Here is a 15,761-nt window from a genome sequence, read left to right as displayed (position 1 = left end):
ACTCCCGGGGACGGTCCCGGCGTCAGAGCGCGGTGGCGCCCGGCCCGGCCACCGCGACCCAGCTGGTCGGTGCGGTGAAACCCCGTTCCTCGTACGCGCCGGCGACCGCGGCCGCCGTCGCCTCGGCACGGTCGGCGTCGATCAGGGCCAGCACGCAGCCGCCGAAGCCGCCGCCGGTCATCCGGGCGCCGTACGCCCCGGCCTCCAGAGCCGACTGTACGGCGACGTCCACCTGGGCGACGGTGATCTCGAAGTCGTCGCGCATCGAGGCGTGCGAGGCGGTCAGCAGCGGGCCGATCTCGCGGACCCGGCCGGACCGCAGCAGCGAGACGGTGTCCAGCACGCGCTGGTTCTCGGTGACGATGTGCCGGGCCCGGCGGCGCAGCACGTCGTCGTCCAGCCGCCGGAGGGCGTCGTCCAGCTCGGCGGTGGACACGTCGCGCAGAGCGGGCACCCCGAGGGCCGCGGCCGCCGCCTCACAGCTCTTGCGGCGTTCGCCGTACTCCCCGTCGACGTGCTGGTGCGGCGCGTTGCTGTTGATCACCAGGATGGCCAGGCCCTCGGCGGCCAGGTCGAACGGGATCTGCTCGATCCGGTAGCTGCGGCAGTCCAGGAACAGCGCCCGGCCCTCCTGGCAGCGGATCGACGCGGACTGGTCGAGGATGCCGGTGGGCGCGCCGACGTACACGTTCTCGGCGCGCTGGGCGAGGGCCGGCCGGCGCTCCAGCGGCACGTCCAGCCCGCCCAGGTCGATCAGGGCGGTCAGCACGGACGACTCGAGCGCGGCCGACGAGGACAGCCCGGAGCCGAGCGGCACGTCCGAGGCGAGGGCGATCCGGACCGGCGGCACCTCGAAGCCGGCGTCCCGCAGCGCCCAGACCACCCCGGCGACGTACGCGCCCCAGCCGGTGACCTCACCCGGTTCGGTGACCCCGAAGGTCACCGGATCGGGGGTCAGCGTGGAGCAGACCGACCAGCGGCCGTCCGGCGCCGGGCCGACCGCCGCCACGGTGCGCTGCGGCAGCGCGAAGGGCAGCACGAAACCGTCGTTGTAGTCGGTGTGCTCGCCGATCAGGTTGACCCGGCCCGGCGCCGCCCACAGTCCGGCCGGCTCGGTCCCGTACGCCTCGGTGAAGGCCGCCGTGGCAGCCGCTGAAACGCTCATGCCACGTGCTTTCGGTAGAAGGTCCAGGCGTCGCCGATCATGTCGGCCAGGGTGTTCTTCCGGGGCGTCCAGCCCAGCTCGTCGCGGGCCCGGGCCGACGAGGCGACCAGGGTGGCCGGGTCGCCGTCGCGCCGCGGGGCGATCTCGACCGGGATGGCCGCCCCGGTGACCTCGCGGGCCGCCTCGACGACCTGCCGGTTGGAGAACCCGTTGCCGTTGCCCAGGTTGTAGATGCGGTGCTCGCCGGCGACCGTCGCGTCCAGTGCCAGCAGGTGGGCCCGGGCCAGGTCCTCGACGTGGATGTAGTCGCGGACGCAGGTTCCGTCGGTGGTCGGGTAGTCGTCGCCGAACAGCTGGAGCTTCTCCCGCTTCCCCGCGGCCACCTGGAGGGTGATCGGGATGAGGTGGGTCTCCGGGTCGTGCCGTTCGCCGATCTCGTGACCGTCGCTGATGTACGCCCCCGCCACGTTGAAGTAGCGCAGCGAGACGGCGGCCAGGCCGTGCGCGAACGTCTCCGAGGTCAGCGCCAGGTCGAAGGCCAGCTTGGTGGAGCCGTACGTGCTGGTCGGCGCCTTGATCGCGGACTCGGTGATGGGCAGCTCGACCGGGTTGCCGTAGACCGCCGCGGTGGACGAGAAGATGAACCGCGGCACCCGCGCGGCGCGCACCGCGTCCAGCAGGGCCAGCGACTTCACCATGTTCTCGTGCCAGTACAGCTCCGGCTTGGCCATCGACTCACCGGCCGCGATCAGGCCGGCGAAGTGCAGGACCGCGTCGAAGCCGGCGTCCGGGGTGAGCACCCGGGCGGCGTCGGCGATGTCCGCCTCCACGAAGGTGGCGCCGGGGGCGACCGCCTGCCGGAAACCGGTCCGCAGATTGTCCAGCACGACGACCTCGTGGCCCGCGTCCAGCAGTAGCCTGCTGGTCACACTGCCCACGTAGCCGGCGCCGCCGGTGACGAGCAATTTCACGGTTCAGGCCCTTTCCGTAGTCAGACGATCATAGAATTCCCCAGAATCGCTCATAGGTCAACAGGTTCGAACATCGTGCCACCCGCTGAGAGGATTCGCGGTTCGAGGCCCGGTGCTGACACAATGGCGGCCATGTCCGACGTTGCCCGCCGCCCGCGTGTGCTTTCCGGCATTCAGCCGACCGCCGATTCCTTCCACCTCGGCAACTACCTGGGCGCGGTGCGCAACTGGGTGTCGATGCAGGACACGCACGACGCCTTCTACTGCGTCGTCGACCTGCACGCGATCACCATGGGCCACGATCCGGAGACTCTTCGTAACCGTAGCCGGATCTCCGCCGCTCAGTTGCTCGCGCTCGGTCTCGACCCGGAGCGCTGCACCCTCTTCGTGCAGTCCCACGTGCCCGAGCACGCGCAGCTCGGCTGGGTGCTGAGCTGCATCACCGGGTTCGGCGAGGCCGGCCGGATGGTCCAGTTCAAGGACAAGTCGGCCAAGGCCGGGCAGGACAGCACCACCGTGGGGCTGTTCACCTACCCGATCCTCCAGGCCGCCGACATCCTGCTCTACCAGGCCGACCAGGTGCCGGTCGGCGAGGACCAGCGGCAGCACCTGGAGCTGACCCGCGACCTGGCGCAGCGCTTCAACACCCGGTTCGGCAAGACGTTCAACGTGCCCTCGGCGTACATCGTGAAGGACACCGCGAAGATCACCGACCTCCAGGACCCGACGAGCAAGATGTCGAAGTCGGCCTCCTCGCCGAACGGTCTCATCGAGCTGCTGGAGGACCCGGCCCGCTCGGCCAAGAAGATCAAGTCGGCGGTCACCGACACCGGGCGGGAGATCCTCTACGACGAGGTGAACAAGCCCGGCATCAGCAACCTGCTGACCATCTACGCGGCCCTCACCAGCCGGGCGATAGACGAGCTTCTCGAGGCGTACGAGGGACGCGGCTACGGCGACCTCAAGAAGGACCTGGCCGAGGTGCTGGTCGAGTTCGTCAAGCCGATCCAGGAGCGCACCCGGCTCTACCTCGACGACCCGGCCCAGCTCGACAAGGTCCTGGCGATCGGGGCGGAGAAGGCGCGGGCGGTGTCCGCGGCCACGCTCGCCACGGCGTACCGGAACGTGGGTTTCCTCAGCCCCGTGCGCGGGGCCTGACCCGGTGTCCGACCCGGCCGTCACCCGTATCGGCGTCGCCATCGACATCCCCGAACCCTGGGGTTCGGCGCTGACCCGCCGGCGCGCCGAGGCCGGCGACCCGCAGGCCGCCTGGACGCCGGCGCACGTCACCCTCCTCGGGCCCACCGAGGTGGCCGCCGACGCGCTGCCGGCGATCGAGAAGCACCTGGAGGAGATCGCCTCGGCGCAGCCGGCGTTCACCGTCCACCTGCGCGGGACCGGCACGTTCCGGCCGGTCACCGACGTGGTGTTCGTGGCGCTGGCGCAGGGCATCAGCGAGTGCGAGCTGCTGGCCGAGGCGATCACCCGGTCGGAGGACGTGCGACGGGACACCCGCTTCCCGTACCACCCGCACGTGACCGTGGCGCAGGACGTGCCGGCCGGCGCGCTGGACGCGGTGTTCGAGGACCTGGCCGGCTTCTCGGCCAGGTTCGAGGTCGCCTCGTTCACGCTCTTCTCGCACGGCGGCGAGGGCCCGTGGCGGCCCCGGCGGGACTTCCCGCTCGGAAGCTGACCGGTCGGTTACGGTCTGCCGGTGAACCCGATCGACCGGGCCTTCGACGCGACCACGGCCCGGATCACCGCGGTGCGGTACCGATCGCCGTACTTCGACCATCTGTGCCGGGCCATCCTGCGGTACCAGAGCGTCCAGGGTGGCCGGCTGGCCGCGGCGATCGCCTACTACGGATTCTTCGCGGTCTTCGCCCTGCTGCTGATCGGGTACTCGGTCTTCGGTTTCCTGCTCACGAACAACAGCGAACTGTTCGACCTGGTGCGCGACTTCCTGGCCGAGAACCTGCCCTTCCTCGACGTGCAGGCGATCCTGGACAGCAAGAGGACGGTCGGCATCGTCGGCCTGGTCGGCCTGACCTTCACCGGCATCGGCTGGGTCGAGTCGATCCGGTCCTCGCAGCGGCTCATCTGGCAGTTGCGCGAGCAGCCCGGCTACATAGGCGTACGCCAGGTCGTCGACCTGATCGTGCTGATCGGCATGCTGCTGCTGCTCGCCCTCTCCCAGCTCGCCGTGTACGGGCTGGAGACCCTGCTGAACTGGCTGGCCGGCGGCGGGTTCGCCACCCTGCTGTCGATCGCCAGCTGGGCCCTCACCCTGGCGGTCAACATGCTGCTGGCGGCGGCGCTGCTGGCCGCGGTGCCCCGGCTGCGGATGACCGCCCGCCGGATGACGCCGCCGGTGCTCCAGGTGGGCATCGGCATCATGCTGCTCAACACGGTGGGCAGGTCGTTCGTCGCGCTGGTCGAGCGGAATCCGGCGTACGGCCTGGTCGGCTCGGCCGTCGGTGCGCTGGTCTACCTCTATGTCTTCAACCAGCTGCTGCTCTTCGGGGCGGCCTGGGCGGCGACCAGCCCACACGGCCGGGTGGTCGATCTGTCGGCAGACGACAAGACCGCCCCGGTGGGGCAAAACGCCTGGATTCGGCACTCCCGCCCGCGATGATGGGCCGGTGGGGACACTGGTGACGTTGCATCTGCCGCCCGGCTCGCCGATCGCCGATCGACCGTGGGTCATCACCTTCGGTTCGCTCGGTGACCTGGAGGACTGGGAACCGGTGGTCTGCGGGCCGTACGAGCACGCCCACGCCCTGGCCCTGGCCCGTGCCGTGGTGGCCGACGACGATCTGATGGCCGTGGTGGAGCCGCTGCTGCCGCTGGACGGGGTGGACGCGATCCGTCGGGAGATCGAGCTGGCCCGGACCGGGGAGGAGGAGGACTTCCCTCCGCAGCTGGCCCGCGAGCAGCCGGGCGCCCCGCCGGAGCCGGCCGAGGTGCTGGCCGGCTGGCGGCGGATCGCGGCGCGATTGGCCGGTTGAGATACTCACCCCGTGGTGATCAACAAGCGGTGGGCGGCGTTCCTGATCGCGGTCGGCGTGTGGACCTGGCTGATCTGGCCGCGTTTCGGGCTGGCCATCTGGAAGGACGAGCGGTCGTTCGCCGACGGCTCGCCGACCTCGTTCCTGTGGGTGCACGCGGTGCTGATCGCCGCCTCGCTGGCGATCGGGACCGGGGTGGGCGTGCTCGGGGTCAAGGCCTGGCGGCGGGCCGCAGATTAACTTCCTGTTTCCTGGTAGAGGCGCAATTCCCTCCTGATCCAGCCGAAAGGAGCGACCCGCGGGCATGGTGGTTGCGGAGCTATAACGGTGCGCCAACAGTCCGTACCGATGTCCTGACGGGGTCCGGGCCCGGGGATACGCTCCCGCCTGAAGATTCACCCGAGATACAGGAACCTCGGTGTGCAGCGGAAGGAGGGCGTCTTGCGCCCAGTACGTGGGAAGCGGATCGTGGCGATTCTCGCGGCAGGTGGGCTGACGCTCGCTGCCGCCGCATGTGGTGAGGCCCCGGAGGAGACCGGCTCGACCGGCTCCAGCACGCCCGCGGTCGCCGCCTACAAGGCCTGCATGGTTACCGACCTCGGCGGTATCGACGACAAGTCGTTCAACGCCTCCGCGTGGGCCGGCCTCCAGGCCGCCAAGACCGAGGCCCCCAACGTCGACCCGAAGTACGTGGCGTCCTCCTCCGAGGCCGACTACGAGCCGGGCCTGCGTGGCTTCGTGAGCCAGGGCTGCAACTTCATCCTCGCGGTCGGCGGCCTGATGGGCGAGTCGACCACGAAGGTGGCCAAGGACAGCCCGAACTCGCAGTTCGGCATCGTCGACAGCTCCAGCGGCAGCACCAACGTCTACCCGATGCAGTTCGCGACCCACCAGGCGGCGTTCCTCGCCGGCTACCTGGCCGCGGGCTACTCGAAGTCGGGCAAGGTGGCCACCTACGGCGGCATGAAGATCCCGCCGGTGACCATCTTCATGGACGGCTTCGCCGACGGTGTGGCCCATTACAACAAGGCCAAGGGCAAGGACGTCAAGGTCCTCGGCTGGGACAAGGCCGCCCAGAACGGCAGCTTCGCCGACAGCTTCATCGACCAGAGCAAGGGCAAGAGCATCGCCGACACCCTGGTCGGCCAGGGTGCCGACGTGATCATGCCGGTCGCCGGCGGCACCGGCCTGGGCACCGCGCAGGTCGCCAAGGACTCCAACGGCAAGCTCGCGGTCATCTGGGTCGACCAGGACGGCTGCACCAGCGCCGCGCAGTACTGCGAGGTGTTCCTGAGCACCGTCGTCAAGAACATCGAGGACGCGGTGAAGCAGGCCGTCGTCAAGGGCGCCAAGGGCGAGGCCCTCGCGGCGAGCCCGGGCTACCTGGGCACCCTGGAGAACGACGGCGTCTCGCTCGCCCCGTTCAACCAGTTCGACAGCAAGGTCGACCCGGCCCTGAAGGCCGAGCTGGACAAGCTGAAGGCGGACATCATCGCCGGCACCGTCAAGGTCGAGTCGGCCAACGCGCCTAAGTGACCTTCGGGTAGTAGCATTCGGCCGCCGCGCGGCCACGGGCAAAACCCGTGGCCGAGCGGCGGCTCGCATTCCCCCGTCCACCAGGATCAGTCACCGAACCCCGGGAGATTCCGCTGAAACTGGAACTGCGCGGCATCACCAAGCGCTTCGGCGACCTGGTGGCCAACGACCACATCGACATCACCGTCGAACCCGGCGAGGTGCACGCCCTGCTGGGGGAGAACGGCGCGGGCAAGTCGACGCTGATGAACCAGCTGTACGGCCTGCTCCAGCCGGACGAGGGGCAGATCGTCGTCAACGACGAGCCCCGCGTCTTCAAGAGCCCGCGAGACGCCATCGCGGCCGGCATCGGCATGGTGCACCAGCACTTCATGCTCGTACCTGTCTTCTCCGTGGCGGAGAACATCGCGCTCGGTGCGGAGGAGGTGCGCGGCGGCCCGCTCGGCTGGCTCGACCGCCGCCGGTCCCGCCGGGACGTCATCGAGACCTCCGAGAGGTACGGCCTGCCGGTCGACCCGGACGCGCTGATCGAGGACCTTCCGGTCGGCGCCCAGCAGCGGGTCGAGATCGTCAAGGCGCTGACCCGCGAGGTCGACCTGCTCATCCTGGACGAGCCGACCGCGGTGCTCACCCCGCAGGAGACCGAGGAACTGCTCACGGTGATGCGCTCGCTCACCGCCATGGGCAAGTCCATCGTCTTCATCACCCACAAGCTCAAAGAGGTCAAGGCGATCGCCGACCGGATCACCGTGATCCGGCGCGGCCAGGTCGTCGGGACCGCCTCCCCGGACACCAGCGAGGAGGAGCTGGCCGCCCTGATGGTCGGCCGCGCCGTGAGCCTCGAGGTGGAGAAGGCGCCCGCCGAGCCGGGCGACAGCATCCTCAAGATCTCCGGCCTGGTGGTCGACGACGACCGCGGTGTGCGTGCCGTCGACGGGGTCGACCTGGAGGTCCGGGCCGGCGAGGTGCTCGGTATCGCGGGCGTCCAGGGCAACGGCCAGACCGAGCTGGTCGAGGCCGTGATGGGCCTGCGCGAGGTGCGGGCCGGCGCGGTCCACCTGGAGGGCGAGGACCTGGTCGGCCGGACCACCAAGCGGATCCTGCGCTCCGGTGTCGGCTACGTCCCCGAGGACCGCAGCCACGACGGTGTCGTCAAGGAGTTCTCCGTCGCGGAGAACCTGATCCTCGACATGTACGACCGGGCCCCGTTCGGCAACGCCTTCCGGATCGACGGCGGCTCCGTGGCGAGCAATGCCAAGCACCGCGTCGAGCAGTTCGACATCCGGTGCCAGTCACCGGCGAGCCTGGTCGGCGCCCTGTCCGGCGGTAACCAGCAGAAGGTCGTGGTGGCCCGGGAGATGTCCCGCCCGCTGCGCCTGTTCATCGCGTCGCAGCCCACCCGAGGTGTGGACGTCGGCTCGATCGAGTTCATCCACAGCCGGATCATCCACGAGCGCGACCAGGGCACCGCGGTGCTGGTGGTCTCGAGTGAGCTGGACGAGGTGGTCGGCCTCGCGGACCGGATCGCGGTGATGTACCGCGGCCGCATCCTGGCCATCGTCTCGCCGGACACACCGCGTGAGGAGATCGGTCTGCTCATGGCCGGCATCACCGGCGACACGCCGGAGGGGGCGAAGTGAAGAGGTTCTGGTCGGCGAACAACTTCACGCTCACGGCCCTGTCGATGCTCATGGCCGTGGTCATCGGCGGGGTCCTGATCATCATCTCGGACTCCACCGTCCTGGCGAAGTTCGGCTACTTCACGGCCCGCCCGGGCGACGCTGTCTCGGCGAGTTGGCTGCTGGTCAGCACGGCCTACGCGGACCTGCTCAAGGGCGCTCTCGGTGACCCCGCGGTGTTCTCCGCCTGGTTCTCCGGGCAGGCCACCTGGCAGCAGGCGTTCGCCCCGATCTCGGAGACGCTCACCTACGCCGCGCCGCTGGTCTTCACCGGCCTCTCGGTGGCGCTCGCGTTCCGGGGCGGTCTGTTCAACATCGGCGCGCAGGGCCAGGCGGTGCTCGGCTGCATCGCGGCCGGGATCGCCGGCTTCACCTTCGGCCTGCCGCTCGTGCTCAACCTGATCATCGCGGTGGTCGCCGGCGTCCTCGGCGGGGCGTTGTGGGGCTTCATCCCCGGCCTGCTCAAGGCGCGTACCGGGGCGCACGAGGTGATCACCACGATCATGCTCAACTACACGGCCGGTCTCTTCCTGGCCTGGCTGGTCATCCAGCAGGGCATCCAGGCCCCGGGCCGCAGCGACGCGATCAGCAAGGCGGTCGCCGAGTCCGCCCACCTGCCGTCGCCCGGCGGAGTCCTGCGGGTGCACCTGGGCATCGTCCTGGCCGTGCTGACCACGGCCGGGGTGGCCTGGCTGCTGAACAGGTCGGCCTTCGGATTCGAGATCCGGGCGGTGGGCGCCAACCCGCACGCCGCGAAGACCGCGGGCATCAGCGTCGCCAAGACGTACGTGCTGCTGATGGCGGTCGCCGGCGGCCTGGCCGGGTTCGGCGGCGCCACCCAGGTACTGGGTACCGCGCACGCGCTCACCCCGTCGGTGGCCGGCAACATCGGCTTCGACGGCCTGCTGGTCGCCCTGCTGGGCCGCACCCGGCCGTGGGGCACCCTGTTCGCGGCGCTGCTGTTCGGCGCGCTGCGGGCCGGCGGAAACCGGATGCAGTCCTTCTCCGGCATCTCGCTCGAGCTGGTCACCGTGCTGCAGGCGCTCATCGTCATCTTCATCGCCGCCCCCGCCCTGGTGAAGGCGATCTTCCGACTGCGCGCCTCCCGGGCCACCGGGCTCGGCGCCTCGCTGGCGAAGGGCTGAGGACATGTCGACCACGACTGTGGAGGAGATGGCCGAGGTCGCCGCGCCGGAGCCGTTCTGGACCCGGCAGCGCCACCTGGGCCTGGCGCTGATCCTGATCGGCGGCCTGGCCGCCGTGGTGTTCGGTTCGCTGGCGCCGAGCGAGGACGCCCGCTTCACCCTGAGCGAGGACTCCGCGGGCGCCGCGCTCGCCATCAACGGCCAGTTCGGCGCGGTGCTGTTCGGGCTGCTCACCGCGGCGGCCGGCGGGGTGCTCTTCGCCGGCCTGCTCAAGCGCTGGTCCAACGTGTTCCTGGTGGCCGGCATCCTGTCCTTCCTCCTGTCCTTCCTCTGCTGGCAGGTGGCGGGCGAGTTCATGCCGCTGGTGGACACCACCGACGGCACGCTGGAGCTGGCGCTGCCGCTCATCCTGGGCGCCCTGGCGGGTGTGCTGGGTGAGCGGACCGGTGTGGTCAACGTGGCGATCGAGGGCCAGTTCCTGATGGGCGCCTTCGCCGGCGCCCTGGTCGGCACGATGGCCGGCAGCGTCTGGGCGGGCCTGCTCAGCGCGGCCGTCGGCGGTGTGATCATCGCGGCCATCCTGGCCGTCATGGCGATCCGCTACCTGGTGGACCAGGTGGTCGTCGGTATCGTGCTGAACCTCTTCGCGCTCGGCATCACCGGCTTCCTCTACGAGCGGCTGATGCAGCCCAACGCGCAGGAGTACAACCAGCCGCCGCAGATGCCGGAGTGGCGGATCCCGGGCCTGGCCGACATCCCGGTCGTCGGGCCGGTGTTCTTCGAGGCGAACCTGCTGGTCTGGGTCGCGCTCGTGCTGGTCGTGGTGGTTCACTTCGGGCTCAGCCGGACCCGCTGGGGCCTGCGTACCCGGGCGGTCGGCGAGCACCCGACCGCGGCCGACACGGTGGGCATCCGGGTGCGCGGCCTGCGCTACCTGAACGTGCTGCTCGGCGGCGTGGTGGCGGGCATCGGCGGGGCGTACTTCACGCTCGTGGCGACCGGCAGCTTCACGAAGAACATGACGGCCGGCGCGGGCTTCATCGCCCTGGCCGCGCTGATCTTCGGCCGGTTCACCCCGTTCGGGGCGTTCGGGGCGGCGCTGTTCTTCGGCTTCGCGCAGAAGCTGGCCACCTACCTGAGCGCGATCGGCAGCCCGGTGCCCAGCCAGTTCCTGAACATGCTGCCCTACCTGGCGACCCTGATCGCGGTGGCCGGCCTGGTCGGGCGGGTGCGGGCTCCGGCCGCGGACGGACAGCCGTACATCAAGGGCTGAGTGCAACGAGTCATTTCAAACCCGGCAGAATCGGTGACATGGAGATCGACTGGGCGGCCCTGCGCGCCGCCGCCATCGAGACGATGCGGCGGGCGTACACGCCGATATCCGACTTCCCCGTCGGGGTGGCCGGCCTGGTCGACGACGGCCGGGTGATCGTCGGCTGCAACGTGGAGAACGCGTCCATCGGGATGACCCTGTGCGCCGAGTGCGGCCTGGTCAGCTCGCTGCACGCGACCGGCGGCGGTCGCCTGGTGGCGATCTCCTGCGTGGACGCCACCGGCGCCCCGCTGATGCCGTGCGGCCGCTGTCGCCAGCTGCTGTGGGAGCACGGCGGCCCGGAGCTGCTGGTCGAGGCGGTGCCCCGGCCGCTGCGGATGACCGAGCTGCTGCCGCACGCGTTCGGCTACGAGGACATGGAGCGGGTCACCGGCCCGGTCGGTGGCGCCGAGGTGCCCGCCGAGCTGGCCAAGTGGCGTGGACGCGGCACGGTCTTCGTCCACCCCGACCTGTCCGGCGGGGCGACGATCTGGACCGGCTACTGGGAGCGCTCGTCGGGCGAGCCCGGCTCGACCGAGGAGAAGGGCATCCTGGAGGAGGGCCCGAACCTGCCGACCGCGGCGGCCGCCGTGGCGTGGGGTCTCGTCCGTAGTCCGCGGGTCGTGGTGGTGGATGCCGAGGGCGGTCTGTCCTGGGCGGGCGAGGGAGAGGCCCCGGAGGGCATCCCGCAGCGTTGGGAAGATCAGGCATGAGCGAATTTGCGGCAGTGGACGTCATTCGCGCCAAGCGGGACGGCCACGTGCTCACCGACGCGCAGATCGACTGGGTCGTCGACGCGTACACCCGGGGGGCCGTCGCCGACGAGCAGATGTCGGCGCTGGCCATGGCGATCCTGCTGCGCGGCATGACGTCGGGCGAGATCGCCCGCTGGACCGCCGCGATGATCGCCAGCGGCGAGCGGCTGGACCTGTCCTCGGTGTCCCGGCCGACCGCCGACAAGCACTCCACCGGCGGCGTCGGTGACAAGATCACCCTGCCGCTGACCCCGCTGGTCGCCGCGTGCGGCGTGGCCGTGCCGCAGCTCTCCGGCCGTGGTCTTGGTCACACCGGCGGCACCCTGGACAAGCTGGAGTCGATCGCCGGCTGGCAGGCGCGCATCTCCAACGAGCAGTTCAAGAGCCAGTTGCAGGACATCGGCGCGGTCATCTGCGCGGCCGGTGAGGGCCTGGCCCCGGCCGACCGCAAGCTCTACGCGCTGCGCGACGTCACCGGCACGGTCGAGGCCATCCCGCTGATCGCCAGCTCGATCATGAGCAAGAAGATCGCCGAGGGTACCGGGGCGCTGGTCCTGGACGTGAAGGTCGGCACCGGCGCGTTCATGAAGGACCTGGCGAACGCGCAGGAGCTGGCCCGCACCATGGTCCAGCTCGGCAAGGACTCCGGTGTCACCACTGTGGCCCTGCTCACCGACATGAGCACCCCGCTCGGCCTGGCCGTCGGCAACGCCAACGAGGTGGCCGAGTCGGTCGAGGTGCTGGCCGGCGGCGGACCGTCCGATGTGGTGGAACTCACGCTGGCCCTGGCCCGGGAGATGCTGGCCGCCGCCGGGGTGGACGCCGACCCGGAGAAGGTGCTGGCCTCGGGCGCGGCGATGGACACCTGGCGGGCGATGATCCGGGCGCAGGGCGGCGACCCGGGCGCGCCACTGCCGACGGCCGCGCACACCGAGGTCCTGCGGGCCACCGAGGACGGTGTGGTCACCTCGCTGGACGCGTACGGGATCGGGATCGCCGCGTGGCGCCTCGGCGCCGGTCGCGCCCGCAAGGAGGACCCGGTCAGCTTCGGCGCCGGGGTGCAGCTCAAGGTCCGCCCGGGCGACCGGGTCCGGGCCGGTGACGTGCTGCTGGAGCTGCGCGCCGACGACGAGTCGCGGATTCCGGTGGCCCGGGCCGACGCGGCCGCCGCGATCACCGTCGGGACAGAGGCGCCCGCCCCTTCCCCGTTGCTGCTCGACCGCATAGCCTGAGCCGCCATGCAGAAGGCCGCCCCCGATCCCCGCGCGGTTCGCGAGGCCAGTCTCGACGAGCTGGCGCGTCTCGGCCTGCCCCTGCCCCCGCTGGCGTTCCCGCTGGTGTGGGAGATGGGCGACACCGTCGAACTCCGCCCGGTCGGCGAGTTGGAAGCCCGGGCCGCGGTGCTGCACGTCGTCGTGGCCCGCTGCTTCGGCATGCCCACCGAGGCGGCGATGAGCTGGCTGCTCGGCTCCCACCTGGTCGACCTGGTCACCCCGCCGGAGTGGCAGTTCGTGATCGGCGCGAAGGGCGACCACCGCTCCTTCGTGCTGCACCACGACGCCGTCTTCGCGCTGGCCTGGCTGCTCGGCCTGAGCCGGCACCTGGACCCCACGGTGCCGCCGGACGACCGGCTGATGATCCAGATGCCCGACCTGCCGGCCGGTGAGAGCTTCACCAGCTGGCGGTCCCGTTCGCTGGTCGCGATCCGGGACCCGGCCGAGGTCGCCGTGCTGCTGGACCTCTACTACTGCCTGGACTGGGCCTATCAGGAGGCGGAGCAGAACGGCCGGTCACTGCCCGGCGAGGTGGACAGCAACGCGATCGGCCAGCGCCGGTGGGCGCTCGAGTGGGCGGTCGTCTTCCACGGTCCGTACCACGACAAGCCGCCGGAGTGGGAAGAGGTCGATCTCTCCGTCTGACGGTGGCCCAGGTCCGCGTACCGGGGAAAGGTCTTCAACGCGGCCGGTAGACCGCCACCTCCACCGCGGCGGTCACCGTCACGTCGTGGCCGGGCAGACCCTCCATCGGTACGTGACGCGCGCTCGGTGTCATGCCGACGAGAGTCCGTGTCTCGCCCGCCGTCAGTCTCAGCTCGCGCCGGTGGGTGGCGGTCGCGTCGAGTGTGAAGTGCTCACCGAGGCTGCCGCTGACCCGGGCCGCCTTCTCCGGGTCGACCTGGATCAGCCCGTACGCGGTGATCAGCTCGGTGAGATGGTCGGCGGCCGGGGTGACCACCAGCAGCAGCCCGTCCGGCCGCAGGACCCGCTGGTACTCCGGGCCGTTGCGGGGGGCGAAGACGTTCAGGATCACGGCCGCCGTGGCGTCGGCGACCGGCAGCGGGCGCCACAGGTCGGTCAGCACCGCCGCGGCCCGCGGGTGCGCCTTCGCGGCCCGCCGCAGGGCCGGCTTGGAGACGTCCAGCCCGAGCCCCGTCGCGTCCGGCGAACCTTCCAGGAAGTGGGCCAGGTAGTCGCCCGTACCGGTGCCGGCGTCCACCACGAGCCCCTCGGCCCGGTGTGCGGCCAGCGCCTCCGCGATGAACCGGTAGTGCCCGGCGCTCAGGAAGGCGGCCCGGTCGGCCACCATCTCCGCGGTGTCGCCGATGTGCGGCAGCCGGCCGGCGCTGAGGTCCACGTACCCCTGCCTGGCCATGTCGAAGCTGTGCCGGCGCGGGCAGCGCAGCGCCCGTTCCCGGCGGCTGAGCGGTTCCCGGCACACCGGGCACCACAGATACGGAATTGCTCCGTCGATCATCGGGCGCTTCCCTCTAGGCTCTGCTGATGGTTGGCATCGCACACTCCGACATCGTCAAGGCCCCGAAGGTTCTCCTGCACGACCACCTGGACGGCGGGCTGCGGCCGGCCACCATCGTGGAACTCGCCGCCGCCGTGGGCCACGAACTGCCCACCACGGATCCCGGGCGGCTCGGCGAGTGGTTCGTCGAGGCGGCCGACTCCGGCTCGCTGGAACGGTACCTGGAGACGTTCGCGCACACCGTGGCGGTGATGCAGACCGCGGAGGGCCTGCACCGGGTCGCCAAGGAGTGCGCGCTCGACCTGGCCGCCGACGGTGTGGTCTACGCCGAGGTCCGGTACGCGCCGGAGCAGCACCTGGAGCGCGGTCTCACGCTGGACCGGGTGGTCGAGGCCGTGCACGCCGGGTTCCGGGAGGGCTGCGCCGAGGCCGCGGCGAACGGCACGCCCATCCGGGTCGGCACCCTGCTCACCGCGATGCGGCACGCCGCCCGTTCGCAGGAGATCGCCGAGCTGGCGGTCCGTTACCGGGACACCGGCGTGGTCGGCTTCGACATCGCCGGCGCGGAGGCCGGTTTCCCTCCCACCCGGCACCTGGACGCCTTCGAGTACCTCCAACGGGAGAACTTCCACTTCACCATCCACGCGGGCGAGGCCTTCGGGCTGCCGTCGATCTGGCAGGCGATCCAGTGGTGCGGCGCCGACCGGCTGGGTCACGGGGTGCGCATCGTCGACGACATCACGGTCACCGCGGCCGGGGGCACCCACGCGGCGCCGCCGGTGCTGGGCCGGCTCGCGGCGTACGTCCGGGACAAGCGGATCCCGCTGGAGCTGTGCCCGTCGTCGAACGTGCAGACCGGCGCCGCCCCGTCGATCGCCGAGCACCCGATCAAGCTGCTGCACGACCTCCGGTTCCGGGTCACGGTCAACACCGACAACCGGTTGATGAGCGGCACGTCGATGTCCCGGGAGATGACTCTGCTGACGGAATCGTTCGGGTGGGGCTGGACGGAACTCCAGTGGCTGACGATCAACGCCATGAAATCCGCCTTCATCCCGTACGACGAGCGGTTGGCGCTGATCAATGAGGTGATCAAGCCGGCGTACGCCAAGTTGCTCAGCTGAGATTAGGACTTGTCGGACATTCCTGGATCTGAACGAACGTACGTCAAAAGAAATCGACCGTCAGCCTTGCGAACCTCGCCGTTCGGCTAGACTGCCGCCTGCAAAGTCGGCATAATCCGGCATCTCGCCTTGTCGATCGCGGGGAACCGAGTCATCGTGACTGCTATCCCGATCGACTACGATCGGGACCCGGTCGGCCTGCACCCACCCCCCACGCCGTGCCGACCGAGTAAGTGACCTTGAGAGATGCACAGTTCCACAGGCAGTGATGCAGGACCGGCGATGTCCAACTACGAGGTTGCAACATCGCGT

Annotated in this window: 16 protein-coding genes; 13 read left to right on the top strand and 3 right to left on the bottom strand. The window is 70.6% G+C overall.

Annotation, left to right across the window (positions count from 1 at the left end):
- Positions 1-22: 22 nt before the first annotated feature.
- Entirely contained in the window at positions 23-1,165 is a 1,143-nt protein-coding gene (galK, locus tag BJ964_RS06875; protein ID WP_188119895.1) for a galactokinase, read from the bottom strand.
- Positions 1,162-2,136, bottom strand: a complete 975-nt coding sequence (gene galE / locus BJ964_RS06870; protein ID WP_188119894.1) for a UDP-glucose 4-epimerase GalE — start codon at positions 2,134-2,136, stop codon at positions 1,162-1,164. Before galE ends, galK begins: the two co-directional genes overlap by 4 nt.
- Positions 2,137-2,268: 132 nt before the next feature.
- Here galE and trpS point away from each other — a divergent pair, with 132 nt between their 5' ends.
- The 12 genes from trpS (at position 2,269) to BJ964_RS06810 (ending at position 13,490) form a co-directional block, all read left to right on the top strand.
- Entirely contained in the window at positions 2,269-3,294 is a 1,026-nt protein-coding gene (trpS, locus tag BJ964_RS06865; RefSeq protein WP_183222610.1) for a tryptophan--tRNA ligase, read from the top strand.
- A gap of 4 nt (positions 3,295-3,298) precedes the next feature.
- Positions 3,299-3,829 carry a 2'-5' RNA ligase family protein gene (locus tag BJ964_RS06860; RefSeq protein ID WP_188119893.1) on the top strand — a complete coding sequence of 177 codons (531 nt, stop codon included), beginning with the start codon at positions 3,299-3,301 and terminating at the stop codon, positions 3,827-3,829.
- Positions 3,830-3,850: 21 nt separating this feature from the next.
- Positions 3,851-4,771: a YihY/virulence factor BrkB family protein gene (locus BJ964_RS06855; RefSeq protein ID WP_188119892.1), complete on the top strand. Its 921-nt coding sequence runs from the start codon at positions 3,851-3,853 to the stop codon at positions 4,769-4,771.
- Between the two features lie 7 nt (positions 4,772-4,778).
- Positions 4,779-5,144 (top strand): hypothetical protein, encoded by a 366-nt coding sequence (locus BJ964_RS06850; RefSeq protein WP_188119891.1) that lies wholly within the window; start codon positions 4,779-4,781, stop codon positions 5,142-5,144.
- Between the two features lie 12 nt (positions 5,145-5,156).
- Positions 5,157-5,384 (top strand): SCO4848 family membrane protein, encoded by a 228-nt coding sequence (locus tag BJ964_RS06845; RefSeq protein WP_188119890.1) that lies wholly within the window; start codon positions 5,157-5,159, stop codon positions 5,382-5,384.
- Positions 5,385-5,585: 201 nt separating this feature from the next.
- On the top strand, positions 5,586-6,680 hold the full coding sequence (locus BJ964_RS06840) for a BMP family lipoprotein (RefSeq protein ID WP_188119889.1): 1,095 nt from the start codon (positions 5,586-5,588) through the stop codon (positions 6,678-6,680).
- Positions 6,681-6,727: 47 nt separating this feature from the next.
- Positions 6,728-8,320, top strand: coding sequence for an ABC transporter ATP-binding protein (locus BJ964_RS06835; RefSeq protein WP_275407657.1), 1,593 nt, complete (start codon positions 6,728-6,730; stop codon positions 8,318-8,320).
- Positions 8,317-9,504, top strand: coding sequence for an ABC transporter permease (locus tag BJ964_RS06830; protein ID WP_188119888.1), 1,188 nt, complete (start codon positions 8,317-8,319; stop codon positions 9,502-9,504). Before BJ964_RS06835 ends, BJ964_RS06830 begins: the two co-directional genes overlap by 4 nt.
- A gap of 4 nt (positions 9,505-9,508) precedes the next feature.
- Positions 9,509-10,777: an ABC transporter permease gene (locus tag BJ964_RS06825; RefSeq protein ID WP_188119887.1), complete on the top strand. Its 1,269-nt coding sequence runs from the start codon at positions 9,509-9,511 to the stop codon at positions 10,775-10,777.
- 38 nt (positions 10,778-10,815) lie between these two features.
- The gene (locus tag BJ964_RS06820; RefSeq protein WP_183222618.1) at positions 10,816-11,529 is read left to right on the top strand and encodes a cytidine deaminase; all 714 of its coding nucleotides are present in this window, start codon (positions 10,816-10,818) and stop codon (positions 11,527-11,529) included.
- On the top strand, positions 11,526-12,803 hold the full coding sequence (locus BJ964_RS06815) for a thymidine phosphorylase (protein ID WP_188119886.1): 1,278 nt from the start codon (positions 11,526-11,528) through the stop codon (positions 12,801-12,803). Before BJ964_RS06820 ends, BJ964_RS06815 begins: the two co-directional genes overlap by 4 nt.
- A 6-nt stretch (positions 12,804-12,809) precedes the next feature.
- On the top strand, positions 12,810-13,490 hold the full coding sequence (locus BJ964_RS06810) for a DUF4272 domain-containing protein (RefSeq protein WP_188119885.1): 681 nt from the start codon (positions 12,810-12,812) through the stop codon (positions 13,488-13,490).
- A gap of 34 nt (positions 13,491-13,524) precedes the next feature.
- On the opposite strand, the gene BJ964_RS06805 is transcribed toward BJ964_RS06810, so the two are convergent.
- Positions 13,525-14,325 carry a putative RNA methyltransferase gene (locus BJ964_RS06805; RefSeq protein ID WP_188119884.1) on the bottom strand — a complete coding sequence of 267 codons (801 nt, stop codon included), beginning with the start codon at positions 14,323-14,325 and terminating at the stop codon, positions 13,525-13,527.
- A gap of 26 nt (positions 14,326-14,351) precedes the next feature.
- Between BJ964_RS06805 and BJ964_RS06800 the strand changes: the two genes are divergently transcribed.
- Complete coding sequence (locus tag BJ964_RS06800; protein WP_188119883.1) at positions 14,352-15,449, top strand: adenosine deaminase; 1,098 nt, start codon at positions 14,352-14,354, stop codon at positions 15,447-15,449.
- Positions 15,450-15,761: the final 312 nt, after the last annotated feature.

Origin of the sequence: Actinoplanes lobatus (genome assembly GCF_014205215.1) — a bacterium.
Taxonomy (GTDB): domain Bacteria; phylum Actinomycetota; class Actinomycetes; order Mycobacteriales; family Micromonosporaceae; genus Actinoplanes; species Actinoplanes lobatus.
The sequence above is the reverse complement of the archived record's forward strand: the minus strand, read 5'-3'. Positions and strand labels throughout refer to the sequence as shown.

Excerpts from the sequence above, each read along its gene's own strand:
- galK (WP_188119895.1), bottom strand. The coding sequence starts at position 1,165 with ATGAGCGTTTCAGCGGCTGCCACGGCGGCCTTCACCGAGGCGTACGGG.
- BJ964_RS06800 (WP_188119883.1), top strand. The coding sequence starts at position 14,352 with ATGGTTGGCATCGCACACTCCGACATCGTCAAGGCCCCGAAGGTTCTC.
- BJ964_RS06825 (WP_188119887.1), top strand. The coding sequence starts at position 9,509 with ATGTCGACCACGACTGTGGAGGAGATGGCCGAGGTCGCCGCGCCGGAG.
- BJ964_RS06805 (WP_188119884.1), bottom strand. The coding sequence starts at position 14,325 with ATGATCGACGGAGCAATTCCGTATCTGTGGTGCCCGGTGTGCCGGGAA.
- BJ964_RS06820 (WP_183222618.1), top strand. The coding sequence starts at position 10,816 with ATGGAGATCGACTGGGCGGCCCTGCGCGCCGCCGCCATCGAGACGATG.
- trpS (WP_183222610.1), top strand. The coding sequence starts at position 2,269 with ATGTCCGACGTTGCCCGCCGCCCGCGTGTGCTTTCCGGCATTCAGCCG.
- BJ964_RS06815 (WP_188119886.1), top strand. The coding sequence starts at position 11,526 with ATGAGCGAATTTGCGGCAGTGGACGTCATTCGCGCCAAGCGGGACGGC.
- BJ964_RS06810 (WP_188119885.1), top strand. The coding sequence starts at position 12,810 with ATGCAGAAGGCCGCCCCCGATCCCCGCGCGGTTCGCGAGGCCAGTCTC.